The 16,155-nt window shown below is 64.7% G+C and carries 11 protein-coding genes, 6 tRNA genes and 1 pseudogene; 4 read left to right on the forward strand and 14 right to left on the reverse strand.

All coding sequences use genetic code 11. The annotated features are described in order from the left end of the window. Positions 1 to 22: 22 nt before the first annotated feature. From leuB to leuC, 3 genes are all read right to left on the reverse strand, one after another. Complete coding sequence (gene leuB / locus AC0SZ7_RS20685; RefSeq protein WP_416426033.1) at positions 23 to 1,105, reverse strand: 3-isopropylmalate dehydrogenase; 1,083 nt, start codon at positions 1,103 to 1,105, stop codon at positions 23 to 25. A 94-nt stretch (positions 1,106 to 1,199) separates the two neighbouring features. Continuing rightward, positions 1,200 to 1,844, reverse strand: a complete 645-nt coding sequence (leuD, locus tag AC0SZ7_RS20690; protein ID WP_475506136.1) for a 3-isopropylmalate dehydratase small subunit — start codon at positions 1,842 to 1,844, stop codon at positions 1,200 to 1,202. After that, on the reverse strand, positions 1,841 to 3,274 hold the full coding sequence (gene leuC, locus AC0SZ7_RS20695) for a 3-isopropylmalate dehydratase large subunit (RefSeq protein WP_475506137.1): 1,434 nt from the start codon (positions 3,272 to 3,274) through the stop codon (positions 1,841 to 1,843). The genes leuD and leuC overlap by 4 nt, the downstream gene beginning before the upstream one ends. 131 nt (positions 3,275 to 3,405) lie before the next feature. On the opposite strand from leuC, the gene AC0SZ7_RS20700 reads away from it, so the two are divergent. Together AC0SZ7_RS20700 and AC0SZ7_RS20705 are read left to right on the forward strand one after the other, a co-directional pair. Beyond that, positions 3,406 to 4,290: a LysR family transcriptional regulator gene (locus AC0SZ7_RS20700; protein ID WP_475506138.1), complete on the forward strand. Its 885-nt coding sequence runs from the start codon at positions 3,406 to 3,408 to the stop codon at positions 4,288 to 4,290. 56 nt (positions 4,291 to 4,346) lie between these two features. After that, entirely contained in the window at positions 4,347 to 7,637 is a 3,291-nt protein-coding gene (locus AC0SZ7_RS20705) for a sensor domain-containing protein (RefSeq protein WP_475506139.1), read from the forward strand. A 37-nt stretch (positions 7,638 to 7,674) separates the two neighbouring features. Here the strand turns inward: AC0SZ7_RS20705 and AC0SZ7_RS20710 are convergent, their stop codons facing one another. The 11 genes and pseudogenes from AC0SZ7_RS20710 to gltX all read right to left on the reverse strand — a co-directional run bounded on the left by AC0SZ7_RS20710 (position 7,675) and on the right by gltX (position 13,331). Then, on the reverse strand, positions 7,675 to 8,634 hold the full coding sequence (locus AC0SZ7_RS20710; protein ID WP_475506207.1) for a tRNA dihydrouridine synthase: 960 nt from the start codon (positions 8,632 to 8,634) through the stop codon (positions 7,675 to 7,677). 126 nt (positions 8,635 to 8,760) lie between these two features. Further along, positions 8,761 to 9,189: pseudogene (locus AC0SZ7_RS20715) on the reverse strand (acyl-CoA thioesterase); the annotation flags it as partial. A 49-nt stretch (positions 9,190 to 9,238) separates the two neighbouring features. Next, positions 9,239 to 10,066, reverse strand: coding sequence for an alpha/beta fold hydrolase (locus tag AC0SZ7_RS20720; RefSeq protein WP_475506140.1), 828 nt, complete (start codon positions 10,064 to 10,066; stop codon positions 9,239 to 9,241). 17 nt (positions 10,067 to 10,083) lie between these two features. Then, entirely contained in the window at positions 10,084 to 10,623 is a 540-nt protein-coding gene (locus tag AC0SZ7_RS20725; protein ID WP_475506141.1) for a TetR/AcrR family transcriptional regulator, read from the reverse strand. A 173-nt stretch (positions 10,624 to 10,796) separates the two neighbouring features. Beyond that, a tRNA-Glu gene (locus AC0SZ7_RS20730) sits at positions 10,797 to 10,872 on the reverse strand. 43 nt (positions 10,873 to 10,915) lie between these two features. Beyond that, positions 10,916 to 10,991, reverse strand: a tRNA-Ala gene (locus AC0SZ7_RS20735). A gap of 112 nt (positions 10,992 to 11,103) precedes the next feature. After that, positions 11,104 to 11,179: transfer RNA gene (locus AC0SZ7_RS20740), tRNA-Glu, on the reverse strand. 43 nt (positions 11,180 to 11,222) lie between these two features. After that, positions 11,223 to 11,298 (reverse strand) — tRNA-Ala (locus tag AC0SZ7_RS20745). 51 nt (positions 11,299 to 11,349) lie between these two features. Continuing rightward, positions 11,350 to 11,425, reverse strand: a tRNA-Glu gene (locus AC0SZ7_RS20750). Between the two features lie 72 nt (positions 11,426 to 11,497). Then, positions 11,498 to 11,573, reverse strand: a tRNA-Ala gene (locus tag AC0SZ7_RS20755). 279 nt (positions 11,574 to 11,852) lie between these two features. After that, positions 11,853 to 13,331 carry a glutamate--tRNA ligase gene (gltX, locus tag AC0SZ7_RS20760; protein WP_475506142.1) on the reverse strand — a complete coding sequence of 493 codons (1,479 nt, stop codon included), beginning with the start codon at positions 13,329 to 13,331 and terminating at the stop codon, positions 11,853 to 11,855. Between the two features lie 174 nt (positions 13,332 to 13,505). Between gltX and AC0SZ7_RS20765 the strand changes: the two genes are divergently transcribed. Then, positions 13,506 to 14,543: an HlyD family secretion protein gene (locus tag AC0SZ7_RS20765; protein WP_475506143.1), complete on the forward strand. Its 1,038-nt coding sequence runs from the start codon at positions 13,506 to 13,508 to the stop codon at positions 14,541 to 14,543. Beyond that, positions 14,533 to 16,083 carry a DHA2 family efflux MFS transporter permease subunit gene (locus tag AC0SZ7_RS20770; protein ID WP_475506144.1) on the forward strand — a complete coding sequence of 517 codons (1,551 nt, stop codon included), beginning with the start codon at positions 14,533 to 14,535 and terminating at the stop codon, positions 16,081 to 16,083. Before AC0SZ7_RS20765 ends, AC0SZ7_RS20770 begins: the two co-directional genes overlap by 11 nt. Positions 16,084 to 16,155: the final 72 nt, after the last annotated feature.

The following is a 16,155-nucleotide window of genomic DNA, read 5'->3' on the forward strand; positions in this document are numbered from 1 at the left end:
CTGCTGTAGCGGGCCCAAGAGATTACAGATTCCGCAGCGCCGCGACTACTGCATCACCCATTTCCTGCGTACCAACCTTGGCACAACCGTCCGACCAGATGTCGCCGGTGCGCAGGCCCTGGTCCAGCACCAGGCTTACCGCCTTCTCGATGGCATCGGCCGCAGCCTGCTGGTTGAAGCTGTAACGCAGCATCATCGACACCGACAGAATGGTCGCCAACGGGTTGGCGATGCCCTTGCCTGCGATGTCCGGGGCCGAACCGTGGCACGGCTCGTACATGCCCTTGTTGTTGGCATCCAGCGACGCCGACGGCAGCATGCCGATGGAACCGGTGAGCATGGAAGCCTCGTCCGACAGGATGTCGCCGAACATGTTGTCGGTGACGATCACGTCGAATTGCTTGGGCGCGCGCACCAGTTGCATGGCGGCGTTGTCCACGTACATGTGGCTCAGCTCGACGTCCGGGTAGTCCTTGGCCACTTCCTCGACCACTTCACGCCACAGTTGGCTGGAGGCCAGCACGTTGGCCTTGTCCACCGAGCACAGCTTCTTGCCACGCACGCGGGCCATGTCGAAGCCGACGCGGGCGATGCGGCGGATCTCGCTTTCGCTGTACGGCAGGGTGTCGTACGCCTGGCGCTCGCCGTTTTCCAGCTCACGGTTGCCGCGCGGGGCGCCGAAGTAGATGCCGCCGGTCAGTTCACGAACGATGAGGATGTCCAGGCCCGCGACGATTTCCGGCTTCAGGCTGGAAGCATCGGCCAGTTGCGGGTACAGGATGGCCGGGCGCAGGTTGCCGAACAGGCCCAGTTGCGCGCGAATCTTCAGCAGGCCGCGCTCAGGGCGAATGTCACGCTCGATCTTGTCCCACTTCGGGCCGCCCACGGCGCCCAGCAGCACGGCATCGGCCTTGCGCGCCAGTTCCAGCGTCTCGTCGGCCAGGGGCACGCCGTGCTTGTCGATGGCAGCGCCACCGATCACGTCGTGCTGCAGTTCGAAGCCCAGGTTGAACTTGTCGTTGGCCAGGTTCAGCACCTTGACCGCTTCGGTCATGATTTCAGGGCCAATACCGTCGCCTGGGAGAATCAGAATCTGCTTGCTCATGCTTTCCTCGATCTTTTGTTCAATTCGGAATTGCGGTGCGGCCTTCGCGGGCACGGCCCGCTCCTACAGAAGCAGACCGTGCCGGCGAAGTATATTACGCGTCGCGGAACAACCAGGGCTGGCTGGCCCGGTGCTTGCCTTCGAACGCCGCGATGGCATCGCCATCCTGCAAGGTCAGGCCGATATCGTCCAGGCCGTTGAGCAGGCAGTGCTTGCGGAACTCGTCGATTTCAAAGTTCAGCACCTTGCCATCGGCGCGGGTCACGGTCTGTGCCTGCAGGTCGATGGTCAACTGGTAGCCCGGGTTGGCTTCGACCTGCTGGAACAGCTCGTCGACTTCAGCGTCGTCGAGAATGATCGGCAGCAAGCCGTTCTTGAAGCTGTTGTTGAAGAAGATATCGGCGTAGCTGGGCGCGATGATGGTACGGAAACCGTACTCTTCCAAGGCCCACGGCGCGTGCTCGCGGCTGGAGCCGCAGCCGAAGTTTTCGCGGGCCAGCAGCACGCTGGCGCCTTGATAACGCGCGTGGTTAAGCACGAAATCGGGGTTTACCGGGCGCTTGGAGTTGTCCTGGTAAGGCTGGCCCACGTCCAGGTAACGCCATTCGTCGAACAGGTTGGGGCCAAAGCCGGTGCGCTTGATCGACTTCAGGAATTGCTTGGGAATGATCTGGTCGGTGTCGACGTTGGCACGGTCCAGAGGCGCGACGAGGCCGGTGTGCTGGGTAAAGGCTTTCATGCTGCGCTCCCTTGGATCAATTCACGGACATCGATGAAGCGGCCGGTTACCGCGGCGGCGGCAGCCATGGCCGGGCTGACCAGGTGGGTACGACCACCGGCGCCCTGGCGGCCTTCGAAGTTGCGGTTGGAGGTGGACGCGCAATGCTCGCCAGACTCCAGGCGGTCAGGGTTCATGGCCAGGCACATGGAGCAGCCCGGTTCACGCCATTCGAAGCCCGCTTCGAGGAAAATCTTGTCCAGGCCTTCTTTCTCGGCCTGCGCCTTCACCAGGCCCGAGCCCGGCACCACGATGGCCTGTTTCACGGTGGAAGCCACTTTGCGGCCCTTGGCGATCTCGGCAGCGGCGCGCAGGTCTTCAATGCGCGAGTTGGTGCACGAGCCAATGAACACGCGGTCCAGCTGGATATCGGTGATCGCCTGGTTGGCGCTCAGGCCCATGTATTTCAAGGCGCGCTCGATGGAACCACGCTTGACCGGGTCGGCTTCCTTGGCCGGGTCCGGCACGTTCTGGTCAACGGCCAGCACCATTTCCGGCGAGGTGCCCCAGCTGACCTGCGGCTTGATCTGCGCGGCGTCCAGGTCCACCACAGTGTCGAACACCGCGTCGGCGTCGGACACCAGGTCTTTCCAGGCTTCGACAGCCTTGGTCCAGTTCTCGCCCTTTGGCGCGAACGGACGGCCCTCGACGTAGGCGATGGTCTTCTCGTCCGCCGCCACCAGGCCCACGCGGGCGCCGGCTTCGATGGACATGTTGCAGATGGTCATGCGGCCTTCGACCGACAGGTCGCGAATGGCGCTGCCAGCGAATTCCATGGCATGGCCGTTGCCGCCGGCGGTACCGATTTTGCCGATCACGGCCAGCACGATGTCCTTGGCGGTCACGCCGAACGGCAACTGGCCTTCGACGCGCACCAGCATGTTCTTCATTTTCTTCGCCACCAGGCACTGGGTCGCGAGCACGTGCTCCACTTCCGAGGTGCCGATGCCGTGGGCCAGGGCGCCGAACGCGCCGTGGGTGGAGGTGTGCGAGTCACCGCAGACCACGGTCATGCCGGGCAAGGTAGCGCCCTGCTCCGGGCTGATGACGTGGACGATGCCCTGGCGCACGTCGTTCATCTTGAACTCGGTGATGCCGTACTCGTCGCAGTTGTCGTCGAGGGTCTGCACCTGCAGGCGCGACACCTGGTCGGCGATGGCCTCGATGCCGCCCTTGCGCTCAGGGGTAGTCGGCACGTTGTGGTCCGGGGTGGCAATGTTGGCGTCGATGCGCCATGGCTTGCGACCGGCCAGGCGCAGACCTTCGAAAGCCTGGGGCGAAGTCACTTCATGGATGATGTGACGATCAATGTAGATCAGCGCCGAACCGTCGTCGCGCTGTTTGACCAAATGCGAGTCCCAGAGCTTGTCGTAGAGCGTTTTGCCGGCCATCAGACTTTCCTCATCAGTATCTTTTCTATGCCAATAACCGCTTGGCTTGTAGGGCGAATGCTAAGGGGTTACATTGGATTACTCAAATTCATAATTTTCATGCTTTGGATAACCAACAGGAATCCGACTGAATGGACCTGGCCAACCTCAACGCCTTCCTCGCCATTGCCGAATGCGGCAGCTTTTCCGGGGCCGGCGAACGCCTGCACCTCACCCAGCCGGCCATCAGCAAACGCATAGCGGGCCTTGAGCAACAACTCAATGTACGCCTGTTCGACCGCCTTGGGCGCGAAGTCAGCCTGACGGAAGCCGGGCGTGCCCTGCTGCCCCGCGCCTACCAGATTCTGAACGTGCTGGACGACACCCGCCGGGCGCTCACCAACCTCACCGGCGAGGTCAGCGGCCGCCTGACCCTGGCCACCAGCCACCACATTGGCCTGCACCGCCTGCCGCCGGTGCTGCGCGCCTTCACCAAGCGTTACCCGGACGTTGCGCTGGACATCCAGTTCCTCGATTCAGAGGTGGCCTACGAGGAAATCCTCCATGGCCGCGCCGAATTGGCGGTGATTACCCTGGCCCCCGAGCCGCACAACCTGGTGCGCGCGGTGCCGGTGTGGACCGACCTGCTGGACTTCGTGGTGGCCCCCGAGCACCCGCTGGCGCTCAACGGCGCGGTGAGCCTGGCGGATATCGCCTATCATCCGGCAGTGTTTCCCGGTGGCAACACCTTTACCCACCATATCGTCCAGCGGCTGTTCGAGGCCCAGGGCCTGACGGCGAACATCGCCATGAGCACCAACTATATGGAAACCATCAAGATGATGGTGTCCATTGGCCTGGCCTGGAGCGTGCTGCCGCGCACCATGCTCGACGACCAGGTACACAGCATTGCGTTGCCGGGCATACAACTCAGTCGCCAGCTAGGCTACATCGTGCACACGGAAAGAACGCTGTCCAACGCTGCGCGGGCCTTCATGGCGCTGCTTGACGCCGAGCCGGATACGCTCGCGGGGTAGCACAAGCGCGCAGACGGTCTACTTTAAGGAAGCCGTAACCGCCAAAGGTCTGGTCCATGCCCAAGTCAGCTTCACGCTTTCCGCGCTTGCCGCGTATTCATGCGGCTGATCCCCAGGAGTCCGAGCAAACCTGGGAAAGCGCGCCGCAATTGCTGGCGGCGCTCAATGGCGCGCACCTGGGCGCCTGGTTCTGGGACATAGAAACCGGGCAGATCAGCTGGTCGCGGGGCACCCAGGCGCTGTTCGGCTTCGACCCGCACGTGCCGCTGCCCAACGACATGGACTACCTGGACCTGCTACCCGAAGAGGACCGCGCGCGCACCACCCAGGCCTTCCAGGCCGTGCTGCGCGGGGAACCGGTGGAACAGGCCATGCGCCACCGCATCCGCTGGCCCGACGGCAGCCTGCACTGGCTGGAGATCAACGGCAGCCTGGTCACCAACAAGGAAGGCCGGCCGCAGATGATTGGCGTGATTCGCGAGATCACCCGCCAGCGTGACCGCGAAACCGCGCTCATCAACTCGGAAAAGCGCTTCGCCACGCTGTTCCACCTGAGCCCCAACGTCGTGCTGCTGACCCGCCGTAACGACGGGCTGATCCACGAGGTCAACCACCACTTCGAAAAGACCCTGGGCTGGGCCGCGCACCAGATCATCAACAAGACCACCGTGGAGCTGGGCCTGTGGGCCGACCCCGAGCAGCGCCACCGCATGCTCGAAGCCACCCGCCACACCAGCGAGCCGGTGAGCATGGAGGTGCGCTTCTGCGCCAGCAGCGGGCAGATCCATGACGGCATCCTCAGCACCCAGACCATCGAGCTTGAGGGCGACAGCTACCTGCTCAGCACGTTCACCGACACCAGCGACAGCAAGCGCGCCGAACAGGCCCTGAAAGACAGCCAGGAACGCCTGGACCTGGCCCTGGACTCGGCCCAGCTGGGCACCTGGGACTGGCACATTCCCAGCGGCATGCTCTATGGCTCGGCGCGCGCAGCGCAACTGCACGGCCTGGAACCGGTGCCGTTCCACGAGTCCTTCGAGGCATTTTTCGAAGGCGTGCCGGACGAAGAGCGCAGCACCATGCGCCAGGCTTACCGCAGCCTGCGCGAAGGCCCGGCGGGCAATTACCAGATCACCTACCGCATTGCCCTGGAAAACGGCGCCTCGCGCTACATCGAGAGCCGCGCGCGGCTGTACCGTGACGACAACGGCCAGCCACTGCGCATGGCCGGCACGCTGCTGGACATCACTGAACAGGTGGAACGCGAGCAGCGCCTGGTCAGCTCGGAAGAGAAATTCGCCAGCCTGTTCCAGGCCAGCACCGACCCCATCTGCGTGACCCTGCAGGCCGGCGGCCAGTTCATCGAGATCAACCCCAGCTTCACCCAGACCTTTGGCTGGAGCGCCGACGAGGTCAAGCGCCATACCGCCGACGAACTGGGTTTCTGGCTGGACAGCGCGCAGCGCCTGCAGCGCATCGAGGAGGTGATTCGTGAGCGGGCGCTGAACAACGTCGCCGTGCAGGTGATGCACAAGGACGGCCAGGTGTTGACCTGCCTGATCTCCAGCCGCCTGATCACCGTCGACAACCAACCCTGCGTGGTCACCACGCTGCGCGACATCACCCAGCAGCAACGGGCCGAGGCGGCGCTGAAAAGCAGCGAGGAGAAGTTCGCCAAGGCGTTCCACTCCAGCCCCGACGCCATCACCATCACCGAGCGCGACAGCGGCCGCTACGTGGAAGTGAATGACGGCTTCTGCCGGCTCACCGGCTACAGCGGCGACGAGGTGCTGGGGCGCAGCGTCGACGACATCGGCTTCTGGGCCGACCCGCGCCAGCACGGCCTGCTGCTGGCCGAGCTGGAAGAGAGTGGCCACGTGCACCACCGCGAGCTGATCGGCCGCAACAAGCGCGGCGAGGCGCTGACCCTGGAAGTGTCCATCGAGCCCATCACGCTCAATGAAACGCCGTGCCTGCTGCTCAACGCCCGTGACGTCAGCCAGCTCAAGAACGCCCAGGCGCAGATCCGCCACTTGGCCTACCACGACCCACTGACCAACCTGCCCAACCGCGCGTTGCTGATGGACCGCCTTAGCCAGCAGATCGCCCTGCTGAAGCGCCACAACCTGCGCGGCGCCCTGCTGTTCCTCGACCTGGACCACTTCAAGCACATCAACGACTCCCTGGGCCACCCGGTGGGCGACACAGTGCTGAAGATCATCACCGCGCGCCTGGAGGCCAGCGTGCGCCTGGAAGACACCGTGGCGCGCCTGGGCGGCGACGAGTTCGTGGTGCTGCTGACCGGCCTTGAGGGCAACCGCGCCGAAGTCACCGCCCAGGTGCGCGAACTGGCCGACACCCTGCGCGCGCTGCTGGCCGAGCCCATGTCGCTGGACGGCCAGCGCCTGCAAGTCACCCCCAGCATCGGCGTGGCGCTGATTCCCGACCACGGCACCACCCCGGCGGACCTGCTCAAGCGCGCCGACATCGCCCTGTACCGCGCCAAGGATTCGGGGCGCAACACCACGCAGATGTTCCACAACACCATGCAGAAGGCCGCCAGCGAGCGCCTGCAGATGGAAAACGACCTGCGCATGGCCCTGGCCCGGGGCGAGCTGAGCCTGCACTTCCAGCCCCAGGTGGACGCCCGCGAAGACCGTATCGTCGGCGCCGAGGTGCTGCTGCGCTGGCACCACCCGCTGCTGGGCCAGCAATCACCGGCACAGTTCATTCAGGTGCTGGAGGAAAGCGGGCTGATCCTGGAGGTGGGCATCTGGATTCTCGACGAAGCCTGCGGCGCCTGCGCGCAGTTGCTGGCCGACGGCCTGATCGACGTCAACGACTTCGCCTTGTGCGTGAACATCAGCCCGCGGCAGTTCCGCCAGAACGACTTCGTCGAGCGCGTGGCCCACAGCCTCAGCCAGCACAACCTGCCCTGCACGCTGCTGAAGCTGGAGATTACCGAAGGCATCGTGATCCAGAACCTGGAGGACACCATCAGCAAGATGCGCAGCCTGAAGAAGCTGGGCGTCAGCTTTGCCATGGACGACTTCGGCACCGGCTACTCGTCGCTCACCTACCTCAAGCGCCTGCCGGTGGACGCGCTGAAGATAGACCAGTCATTCGTGCGCGACGCCACCCACGACCCGAATGACGCCGAGATCGTCCGCGCCATCGTGGCCATGGCGCGCAGTCTGGACCTGACGGTGATTGCCGAGGGCGTGGAGCAGTCCGAGCAGCTGGAATTCCTCGAACGGCTGGGCTGCCACCTGTACCAGGGCTACCTGCACAGCCGCCCGCTGCCGCTGGCGCAGTTCCGGCAGATGCTGATCGATGATTCACAATGAAGCCCGTAGCCGCTGCCGAAAGGCTGCGGTTATGGGGTCAGGCCGCCTGGAGGGTTGGCACGCCCAGCAGCTGCCCCACCCGCTCGCAATCCGTCTCGCGGCGCACCAGCGCGAACAGCTCCACGGCCTCGGGGAAGGTGCGGGTCAGCATTGCCAGCCATTGCTTGAGACGCCCCGGCGCCTGGCGCGGGGTGAGGTCGATGACGGCCTGGCGCCAGAACTCCTGCAGCAACGGCATCAGCTCGGCCCAGGTCATGGGCGCCAGCTCGATGCCGGCCTGGGCCGCGGCGATCTGCCGGGCCAGGTCAGGGCGTGACACCAGGCCACGGCCGAGCATGATGTCGGGCACGCCGCTGATCTCGCGGCAGCGCCGCCAGTCGTCGACGGTCCACACCTCGCCGTTGGCGTACACCGGCACCTTGACCACGTCACGCACCCTGGCCACCCATTCCCAGTGCGCCGGCGGCTTGTAGCCATCGACCTTGGTGCGCGCGTGCACCACCAGCACCTCGGCGCCGCCCTCGGCCAGGGCCTCGGCGCACACCAGGGCGCCGTCGGGACTGTCAAAGCCCAGGCGCATCTTGGCGGTGACCGGAATGTGCGCCGGCACCGCGCGGCGCACTTCGCAAAGAATGTTGTTGAGCAGCTCCGGCTCCTTGAGCAGCACCGCCCCGCCGCGCGACTTGTTCACGGTCTTGGCCGGGCAGCCGAAGTTGAGGTCGATCACCGGCGCGCCGAGGCTGACGGCCAGGGCGGCGTTGTCGGCCAGGCAGATGGGGTCGGAACCCAGCAGTTGCACGCGCATCTGCGTGCCGGCCGGCGTGACGCAGCCACTGGCCAGCTCCGGCGCCATCTTGTGGAACACCGCGGGCGGCAGCAGCATGTCGTTGACGCGAATGAACTCGGTGACACACCAGTCGATACCGCCGACACGGGTCAGCACGTCACGCAGGATGTTGTCGACCAGGCCTTCCATGGGGGCCAGGGCAATGTGCATGGGGGATCTCGGGGGGAGGAAGGAAGAAAATTGAGCGCATTGTAACCTGTGGGAGCTGGCTTGCCAGCGAGCTTTTCGCACCGGCAAAAGCTCGCTGGCAAGCCAGCTCCCACAGAATAAGCGAACGGCCCTCACCGCCGGGCCGTAGCCTTCGATAAACTCCGGCGGCATGCGCTTGGGCTTGCCGCTGGCCAGGTCAATGCAACAGAAGGTGGTGTGCGCCCGCAGCAGCGTCACCCCGTCCCGGGGGCGAATCAGCTGGAAGCGCCGGGTCATTTTCAAGCGCTGGTCGGATTCGACGATCCAGGTGGCCAGCTGCAGCTCGTCATTCTCGTAGGCGGCGGCCAGGTAATCTATTTCGTGCCGCACCACTGCCATGGCACGGTTCAGCCGCCGGTACTCGGCCAGGTCCAGCCCCAGGCGCTGGGAATGGCGCCAGGCACAACGTTCCAGCCAGGTCACGTACACCGCATTGTTGGCGTGCCCCAATCCATCGATATCCTCGGCACCGACACTCAGGTCGATGACAAAGGGCGTAGCCAGGTCCCAGTTCATACGCGCACTCGCTCCTGCTTTGGTAGGCAGGCGCCAGTCTAGCGCACCCTCACGCCGATTGCCGCGCCGGCTGGTGGCTGAGCAGCCCCAGCACGCCGTCGATCAGTTGCGGGTCGGCGAGCACGCGCTGATGCCCCCCTTCGGGCAACACCAGCAAGCGGCTGCCGAACCAGGCCGCATGAATCGCACGCGCCTCGGCGACCGGCACCAGCGGGTCGTCGCCCGCGTGCACCACCAGGCCCGGCATTTCCAGTTGGTAGCGGCTGACATCCAGTTGCGCCGCGGCGATGCCGACGGTTCTCTCCACCTGGCGGATGAACGCCGAGCGTGCGCGCGCCGGCAGCCCCACGTGGGCGGCGAAGTTGCGCAGCATGCCGAGGATGCGCGCCGGCGCCGAGACGCTCACCAGCACCTCGGCCCTGAGCCCCCACTGGCTGGCCAGCAACGCCGCCGCGCCGCCCATGGAATGGCCGATCACCGCGCGCAGCGGCGGCAGCTCGGCTGCGGCCTCCAGCAAGGCGTGGGCAAACAGCACCACATGGGCCTGGCTGCCACGGGAACGGCCATGGCCCGGCCCTTCCAGCGCCACCACGCTGTAACCGGCCTGCAGCAGCGCCTCGATCAGCGCCGCAAACTGCGTGGGCCGCCCTTCCCAGCCGTGCATCAGCAGCACCGTGGGCCCCTGCCCCCAGCGCAGCACCGAGAGGCCGAAGCGCAGGGTCACGCGTTCGGCCCGCGCCAGCAGCGGCAACTCCCAGTCCCGTGGCGGCAGCGTGCGCGGGTGCATGAACGCCAGGCGCATGCGCGCGGCCATCTGTTGCGGGGCCAGGTGGCCGAGGGTCTGGTTGACGCTGCGAACCCAGGTGAGCGTGGTCATGGTTTGCACTCCCAGCGTTAGCGCACGGCGGCCTTGGCCGCGCGCAGGATACGGTCGGACAGTTCGGTCTGGCCCAGGGCACGCCCCAGGGCCAGGCCACCAATCATCAGGGCCAGGTCGGCCAGGGCCTTGTCGGTGTCTTCGGGGTTGTCCGCCAACTGCGCCACCAGCAACTGCACATGCTCGGTGAGCACCTCGCGGAAGGCCTCGGGCAGCCGCCCCATTTCGCCCAGCGCGGTGGGCAGCGGGCAGGCCCGGTCTTCGGCGTCACGGTGGTTGCGCGACAGGTAATAGCGCGCCATCAGCGCGCGGCGCTCTTCACCGGGCAGGTTGGGGTCGACCTGTTCGAGCAGGGCCCGGCGCTGGCCCAGCAACTGGCTGAAGGCCTCCAGCATCAGCGCGTCCTTGCTGTCGAAATGGGCGTAGAAGCCGCCAACGGTCATGCCGGCAGCGCCCATCACTTCGCTGACGCTGGGGTCGGCCACGCCGCGCAAAATCATGGCCTTGCGCGCGGCCTCAAGGATCTTCTCGCGGCTTTGGGCTTTCTTGTCGAGCATGGGCCACCTCCGAATATTATGGAGGTAATATTATGCTCGTAATATTTTTCCGCAAGCCGTCAGGTGCGCCACTGGTCGGCAGGCAAAAAAGAAGGGGGGTCAAATCGCAGACAAACAAAAGGCCCATTCAACCAGTGAATGAGCCTTAAAAATCCCGCAGAGCGGGTAAATCGTGGCGTCCCCTAGGGGACTCGAACCCCTGTTACCGCCGTGAAAGGGCGGTGTCCTAGGCCACTAGACGAAGGGGACGCAAAACCTTCGAGCAAGTCCGTTTTCACGAACCCTGGCAAATTGGTGGAGCTAAACGGGATCGAACCGTTGACCTCTTGCATGCCATGCAAGCGCTCTCCCAGCTGAGCTATAGCCCCAAATTTTACGTCTTGCGACGGAGCAGCCCGTGACACGTGCCGCTACTTTAAAAACAAAAGGCTCATTCAAAAGGCGAATGAGCCTCAAAATTCCCGCAGAGCGGGCAAATCGTGGCGTCCCCTAGGGGACTCGAACCCCTGTTACCGCCGTGAAAGGGCGGTGTCCTAGGCCACTAGACGAAGGGGACGCAAAACCTTCGAGCAAGTCCGTTTTCACGAACCCTGGCAAATTGGTGGAGCTAAACGGGATCGAACCGTTGACCTCTTGCATGCCATGCAAGCGCTCTCCCAGCTGAGCTATAGCCCCAAATTTATCGTCTTGCGACGCAGCGACCAAAACGGCATCGCTAGTTTTAAATGGCGTCCCCTAGGGGACTCGAACCCCTGTTACCGCCGTGAAAGGGCGGTGTCCTAGGCCACTAGACGAAGGGGACAAAACCTTCTTACCAAGATCAGTCTGGATCTGATCTGACCGAAGTCAAACAACGACTTCAGGCCTTGGAATTTGGTGGAGCTAAACGGGATCGAACCGTTGACCTCTTGCATGCCATGCAAGCGCTCTCCCAGCTGAGCTATAGCCCCACAATCTTCAGCGCTTCGCATCTCTGCGTGTTGCTGTGTGGACGGGGCGCATATTAAGACCGGATCGAAAGGCTGTCAAACTTATTTTTGAAAAATTTCAAAAATTTTTTCCAGCAATACAACCACTTACCGACGAAACAGGCGCCCCACCCCGGTTTTATTGGGCCAAGGGCGGCGCAGATGTGGGAGCTGGCTTTCCAGCGAGCTTTTCAGGGCAACAAAAGCTCGCTGGCCAGCCCGCTCCCACAAGGTGGGGGAACCCCCACCGTGCAGCTAGAATCAGGCAATGCTGCCCAGCAGCTTTTCCCATTCCTTGTTTTCTTTCTTCGACACGCCACCCAGCAGGTCCAGGGCCTGGCGCAGGCGGAAGCGCGTCAGGTCCGGGCCAAGGATTTCCATGGCGTCGAGCACCGACACCGAGCTGGCCTGGCCAGTGATGGCGGCGAACATCAGTGGCATGGCATCGCGCAGTTTCAGTTCCAGCGCCTCAACCACGGCCTGGATGGTGGCGGTGATGCGGTCTTTCTCCCAGGTACGCAGGGATTCCAGCTTCCACAGGATCAGCTGCATCACCTGGCGCACCTGGTCGTTCGACAGCTTCTTGTGCTCGAACAGCTTGGCGTCCAGCTGCAGCGCACCGGCGAAGAAGAAGCCACCCAGCGGGGCGATCTGGCTGAAGGTCTCGACGCGGCCCTGCACGTGCGGGGCGATCTTCATCATGTAGTCGGGGTTGAACGCCCACTTCTGCACGCGTGCGGCGAACTCTTCCACCGGCAGGTCGCGCAGCCACTGGCCGTTGAGCCAGCTCAGCTTCTCGACGTCGAAGATCGGCCCGCCCAGGGACACGCGCGACAGGTCGAAGTGCTCGACCATCTCGGCCAGCGAGAACTTCTCGCGCTCGTCGGGCATCGACCAGCCCATGCGGCCCAGGTAGTTGAGCATGGCCTCGGGCATGAAGCCCATGCGCTCGTAGAAGGTCACCGAAGTAGGGTTCTTGCGTTTGGACAGCTTGCTCTTGTCCGGGTTGCGCAGCAGCGGCATGTAGCACAGCACCGGCTGCTCCCAGCCGAAGTACTCGTACAGCTTGATCAGCTTGGGCGCCGAGGGCAGCCACTCTTCGCCACGCAGCACGTGGGTGATGCCCATCAGGTGGTCGTCCACCACGTTGGCCAGGAAGTACGTCGGCAGGCCGTCGGTCTTCATCAGCACTTGCATGTCCATGCGGTCCCACGGGATCTCGACATCGCCACGCAGCATGTCCGGCACCACGCACACGCCTTCGGTCGGCACTTTCATGCGGATCACGTGCGGTTCGCCAGCGGCCAGGCGGCGCGCCACTTCTTCAGCCGACAGCAGCAGTGCGCGGCCGTCGTAGCGCGGGGTCTCGCCGCGGGCCATCTGCTCGGCACGCATCTGGTCCAGCTCTTCGGCGGTGCAGAAGCACGGGAAGGCGTGGCCCATGTCCACCAGCTGCTGGGCGTACTGCTTGTAGATGTCGCCGCGCTCGCTCTGCCGGTACGGGCCGTGCGGGCCGCCTACGTCCGGGCCTTCGCTCCACTCGATGCCCAGCCAGCGCAGGGCGTCGAAGATCTGCTGTTCCGACTCGCGGGTGGAACGCAGCTGGTCGGTGTCTTCGATGCGCAGGATGAACTCGCCGCCATGCTGTTTGGCAAAGCAATAGTTGAACAGGGCAATGTAGGCCGTGCCGACATGGGGGTCGCCGGTGGGCGATGGCGCGATACGCGTACGAACGGTCATGAAAGGTCTCGAGCAGAGTGAATCAAAGGGCGGATGTTAGCAGGCCCGGCACGTGGTGCTCCAGCAATGCGCCACATTACCGGTCATCAACGGCATGATTGCCGCTTGCCGGCCCCCTCGCCCCGCCCGATCATCATGCCTGGCACCCTGCCCTACCCTTTCGACGGATCGACCATGCCTGCGCCGCTCAAACGCCGACTGCTGATTTTCGCCACCCTGGTCCTGCTGATCGCCGCAGGCTTCCTGGCCCACTGGTGGTTCAAGGGCCGCTTCTTCGAGAGCACCGACAACGCCTATGTGCAGGGTGAGATCACCCGGGTGTCCAGCCAACTGAGCGCGCGTATCGACCAGGTGCTGGTACAGGACAACCAGCACGTGCGCCAGGGCGACCTGCTGGTGACGCTGGAGGCCGCTGACTTCCAGTTTGCCGTGGAGCGCGCCCAGGCCACCCTCGACACCCGCCAGGCCGAGCGCCTGCAAGCCCAGAGCAAGCTTACCCAGCAGGGCAGCCTGATTGCCTCCGCTGAAGCCCAGGTGGCCGCCAGCCAGGCCACCCTGGGCCGCTCGCAGATCGACCTGAACCGCGCCGAAGCCCTGCGCAAGCCCGGCTATGTGTCCGAGGAGCGCGTCACCACGCTGTCGGCCGACACCCGCGTGGCCCACTCCCAGGTCAGCAAGGCCCAGGCCGACGTGCAGGGCCAGCGCCAGCAGGTCAACGCCCTGAACGCCGAGATCAAGCGCCTTGACGCGCAGATCGCCACCGCCCGCACCGACCTTGCCCAGGCCCAGCTGAACCTGGCCCGCGCGCAGGTGCACGCGCCCATCAGCGGCATGATCGGCCAGCGCGCCGCGCGCACGGGCCAGGTGGTGCAGGCCGGCGCCTACCTGCTGTCCATCGTCCCCGACGAGGACATCTGGGTGCAGGCCAACTTCAAGGAAACCCAGATCGGCCACATGCAGCCCGGCCAGGCCGCGCGCCTGACCTTCGACAGCTTCCCCGACCAGCCCATCGACGCCCGCGTCGACAGTCTGTTCGCCGCCTCGGGCGCGCAGTTCAGCCTGCTGCCGCCAGACAACGCCACGGGAAATTTCACCAAGGTGGTGCAGCGCATCCCGGTGAAACTGATCTTCGGCCCGGACAACCCGTTGCACGGCAAGGTACGCCCGGGCATGTCGGTCACCGTCAGCGTCAACATCGCCGATGGCCGGTGACCAGCTGCTGCGCCCGGTGGGCGAACCCACCCGGCGCGACTGGATCGCGGTGATGAGCGTGATGCTCGGCGCGTTCATGGCGGTGCTGGATATCCAGATCACCAATTCCTCGCTCAAGGACATCCAGGGCGCGCTGTCGGCGACGCTGGAGGAAGGCTCGTGGATCTCCACCTCGTACCTGGTGGCCGAGATCATCATGATCCCGCTGACCGCCTGGCTGGTGCAGCTGCTGTCGGCGCGGCGCCTGGCCACCTGGGTGTCGCTGGGCTTCCTGGCCTCCTCGTTGCTGTGCTCGATGGCCTGGAACCTGGAAAGCATGATCGTCTTCCGCGCCATGCAGGGCTTCACCGGCGGCGCGCTGATTCCGCTGGCCTTCACCCTGACGCTGATCAAGCTGCCCGAGCACCACCGCGCCAAGGGCATGGCCATGTTCGCCATGACCGCCACCTTCGCGCCCTCCATCGGCCCCACCCTGGGCGGCTGGTTGACGGAGAATTTCGGCTGGCAGTACATCTTCTACATCAATGTGCCGCCAGGGCTGCTGATGATCGCCGGGCTGCTGTACGGGCTGGAAAAGAAAGCGGCGCACTGGGAGCTGCTGAAAAGCACCGACTATGCCGGCATCCTCACCCTGGGCGTGGGCCTGGGCTGCCTGCAGGTATTCCTGGAAGAAGGCCACCGCCAGGACTGGCTGGAGTCCACCGAAATCGTGGTGCTGGCGGTGATCGCCCTGCTCAGCCTGATCACCTTTGTGATATTGCAGGTGTCGCGGCCCAACCCACTGATCAACCTGGGCATCCTGCGCAACCGCAATTTCGGCTTGTCCAGCATTGCCAGCCTGGGCATGGGCGTGGGCCTGTATGGCTCCATCTACCTGCTGCCGCTGTACCTGGCGCAGATCCAGAACTACAACGCGCTGCAGATCGGCGAGGTGATCATGTGGATGGGCCTGCCGCAGCTGGTGCTGATCCCGCTGGTGCCGCAGCTGATGAAAATCATCTCGCCGAAAATTCTCTGCACCCTGGGTTTCGGCCTGTTTGGCCTGGCGAGTTTTTCTTCAGGGGTGCTGAACCCGGACTTCGCCGGCAGCCAGTTCAACCAGATCCAGATCATCCGCGCGCTGGGCCAGCCGCTGATCATGGTGACCATCTCGCTGATTGCCACCGCCTACCTGCAGCCCCAGGACGCGGGATCGGCGTCGAGCCTGTTCAACATCCTGCGCAACCTGGGCGGCGCCATCGGCATTGCCCTGCTGGCAACGCTGCTGGATGCGCGCACCAAGGTGTATTTCGATTACCTGCGCGAAGCGGTGGTGCCGGGCAACCCACAGGTGGCGGAGCGCCTGGGGCAACTGGGCGAGCGCCTGGGCAGTGATTCGGCTGCGCTGGGGCACCTGAGCGAGATCGTGCACCAGCAGGCGCTGATCATGGCCTACAACGATGCGTTCCACTGGGTGGGGCTGGGGTTGGGGATTGCCATGGTGGCGGTGTTGCTGACCAAGGCGTTGCCGAAAGGCGCAGCTCCGGCCGCCGCACATTGACCTGTAGCAGCGGCCGCAGGCCGCGTCCCGGGCCCAGGCCCGGGGGCGCGGGGGGGCGGCGCCGCGCCCCCC

Source organism: Pseudomonas sp. JC1203, assembly GCF_056175065.1.

Coding starts and splice junctions, on each gene's coding strand:
- leuB (WP_416426033.1), bottom strand. CDS start 1,105: ATGAGCAAGCAGATTCTGATTCTCCCAGGCGACGGTATTGGCCCTGAA.
- leuD (WP_475506136.1), bottom strand. CDS start 1,844: ATGAAAGCCTTTACCCAGCACACCGGCCTCGTCGCGCCTCTGGACCGT.
- leuC (WP_475506137.1), bottom strand. CDS start 3,274: ATGGCCGGCAAAACGCTCTACGACAAGCTCTGGGACTCGCATTTGGTC.
- AC0SZ7_RS20700 (WP_475506138.1), top strand. CDS start 3,406: ATGGACCTGGCCAACCTCAACGCCTTCCTCGCCATTGCCGAATGCGGC.
- AC0SZ7_RS20705 (WP_475506139.1), top strand. CDS start 4,347: ATGCCCAAGTCAGCTTCACGCTTTCCGCGCTTGCCGCGTATTCATGCG.
- AC0SZ7_RS20710 (WP_475506207.1), bottom strand. CDS start 8,634: ATGCACATTGCCCTGGCCCCCATGGAAGGCCTGGTCGACAACATCCTG.
- AC0SZ7_RS20720 (WP_475506140.1), bottom strand. CDS start 10,066: ATGACCACGCTCACCTGGGTTCGCAGCGTCAACCAGACCCTCGGCCAC.
- AC0SZ7_RS20725 (WP_475506141.1), bottom strand. CDS start 10,623: ATGCTCGACAAGAAAGCCCAAAGCCGCGAGAAGATCCTTGAGGCCGCG.
- gltX (WP_475506142.1), bottom strand. CDS start 13,331: ATGACCGTTCGTACGCGTATCGCGCCATCGCCCACCGGCGACCCCCAT.
- AC0SZ7_RS20765 (WP_475506143.1), top strand. CDS start 13,506: ATGCCTGCGCCGCTCAAACGCCGACTGCTGATTTTCGCCACCCTGGTC.
- AC0SZ7_RS20770 (WP_475506144.1), top strand. CDS start 14,533: ATGGCCGGTGACCAGCTGCTGCGCCCGGTGGGCGAACCCACCCGGCGC.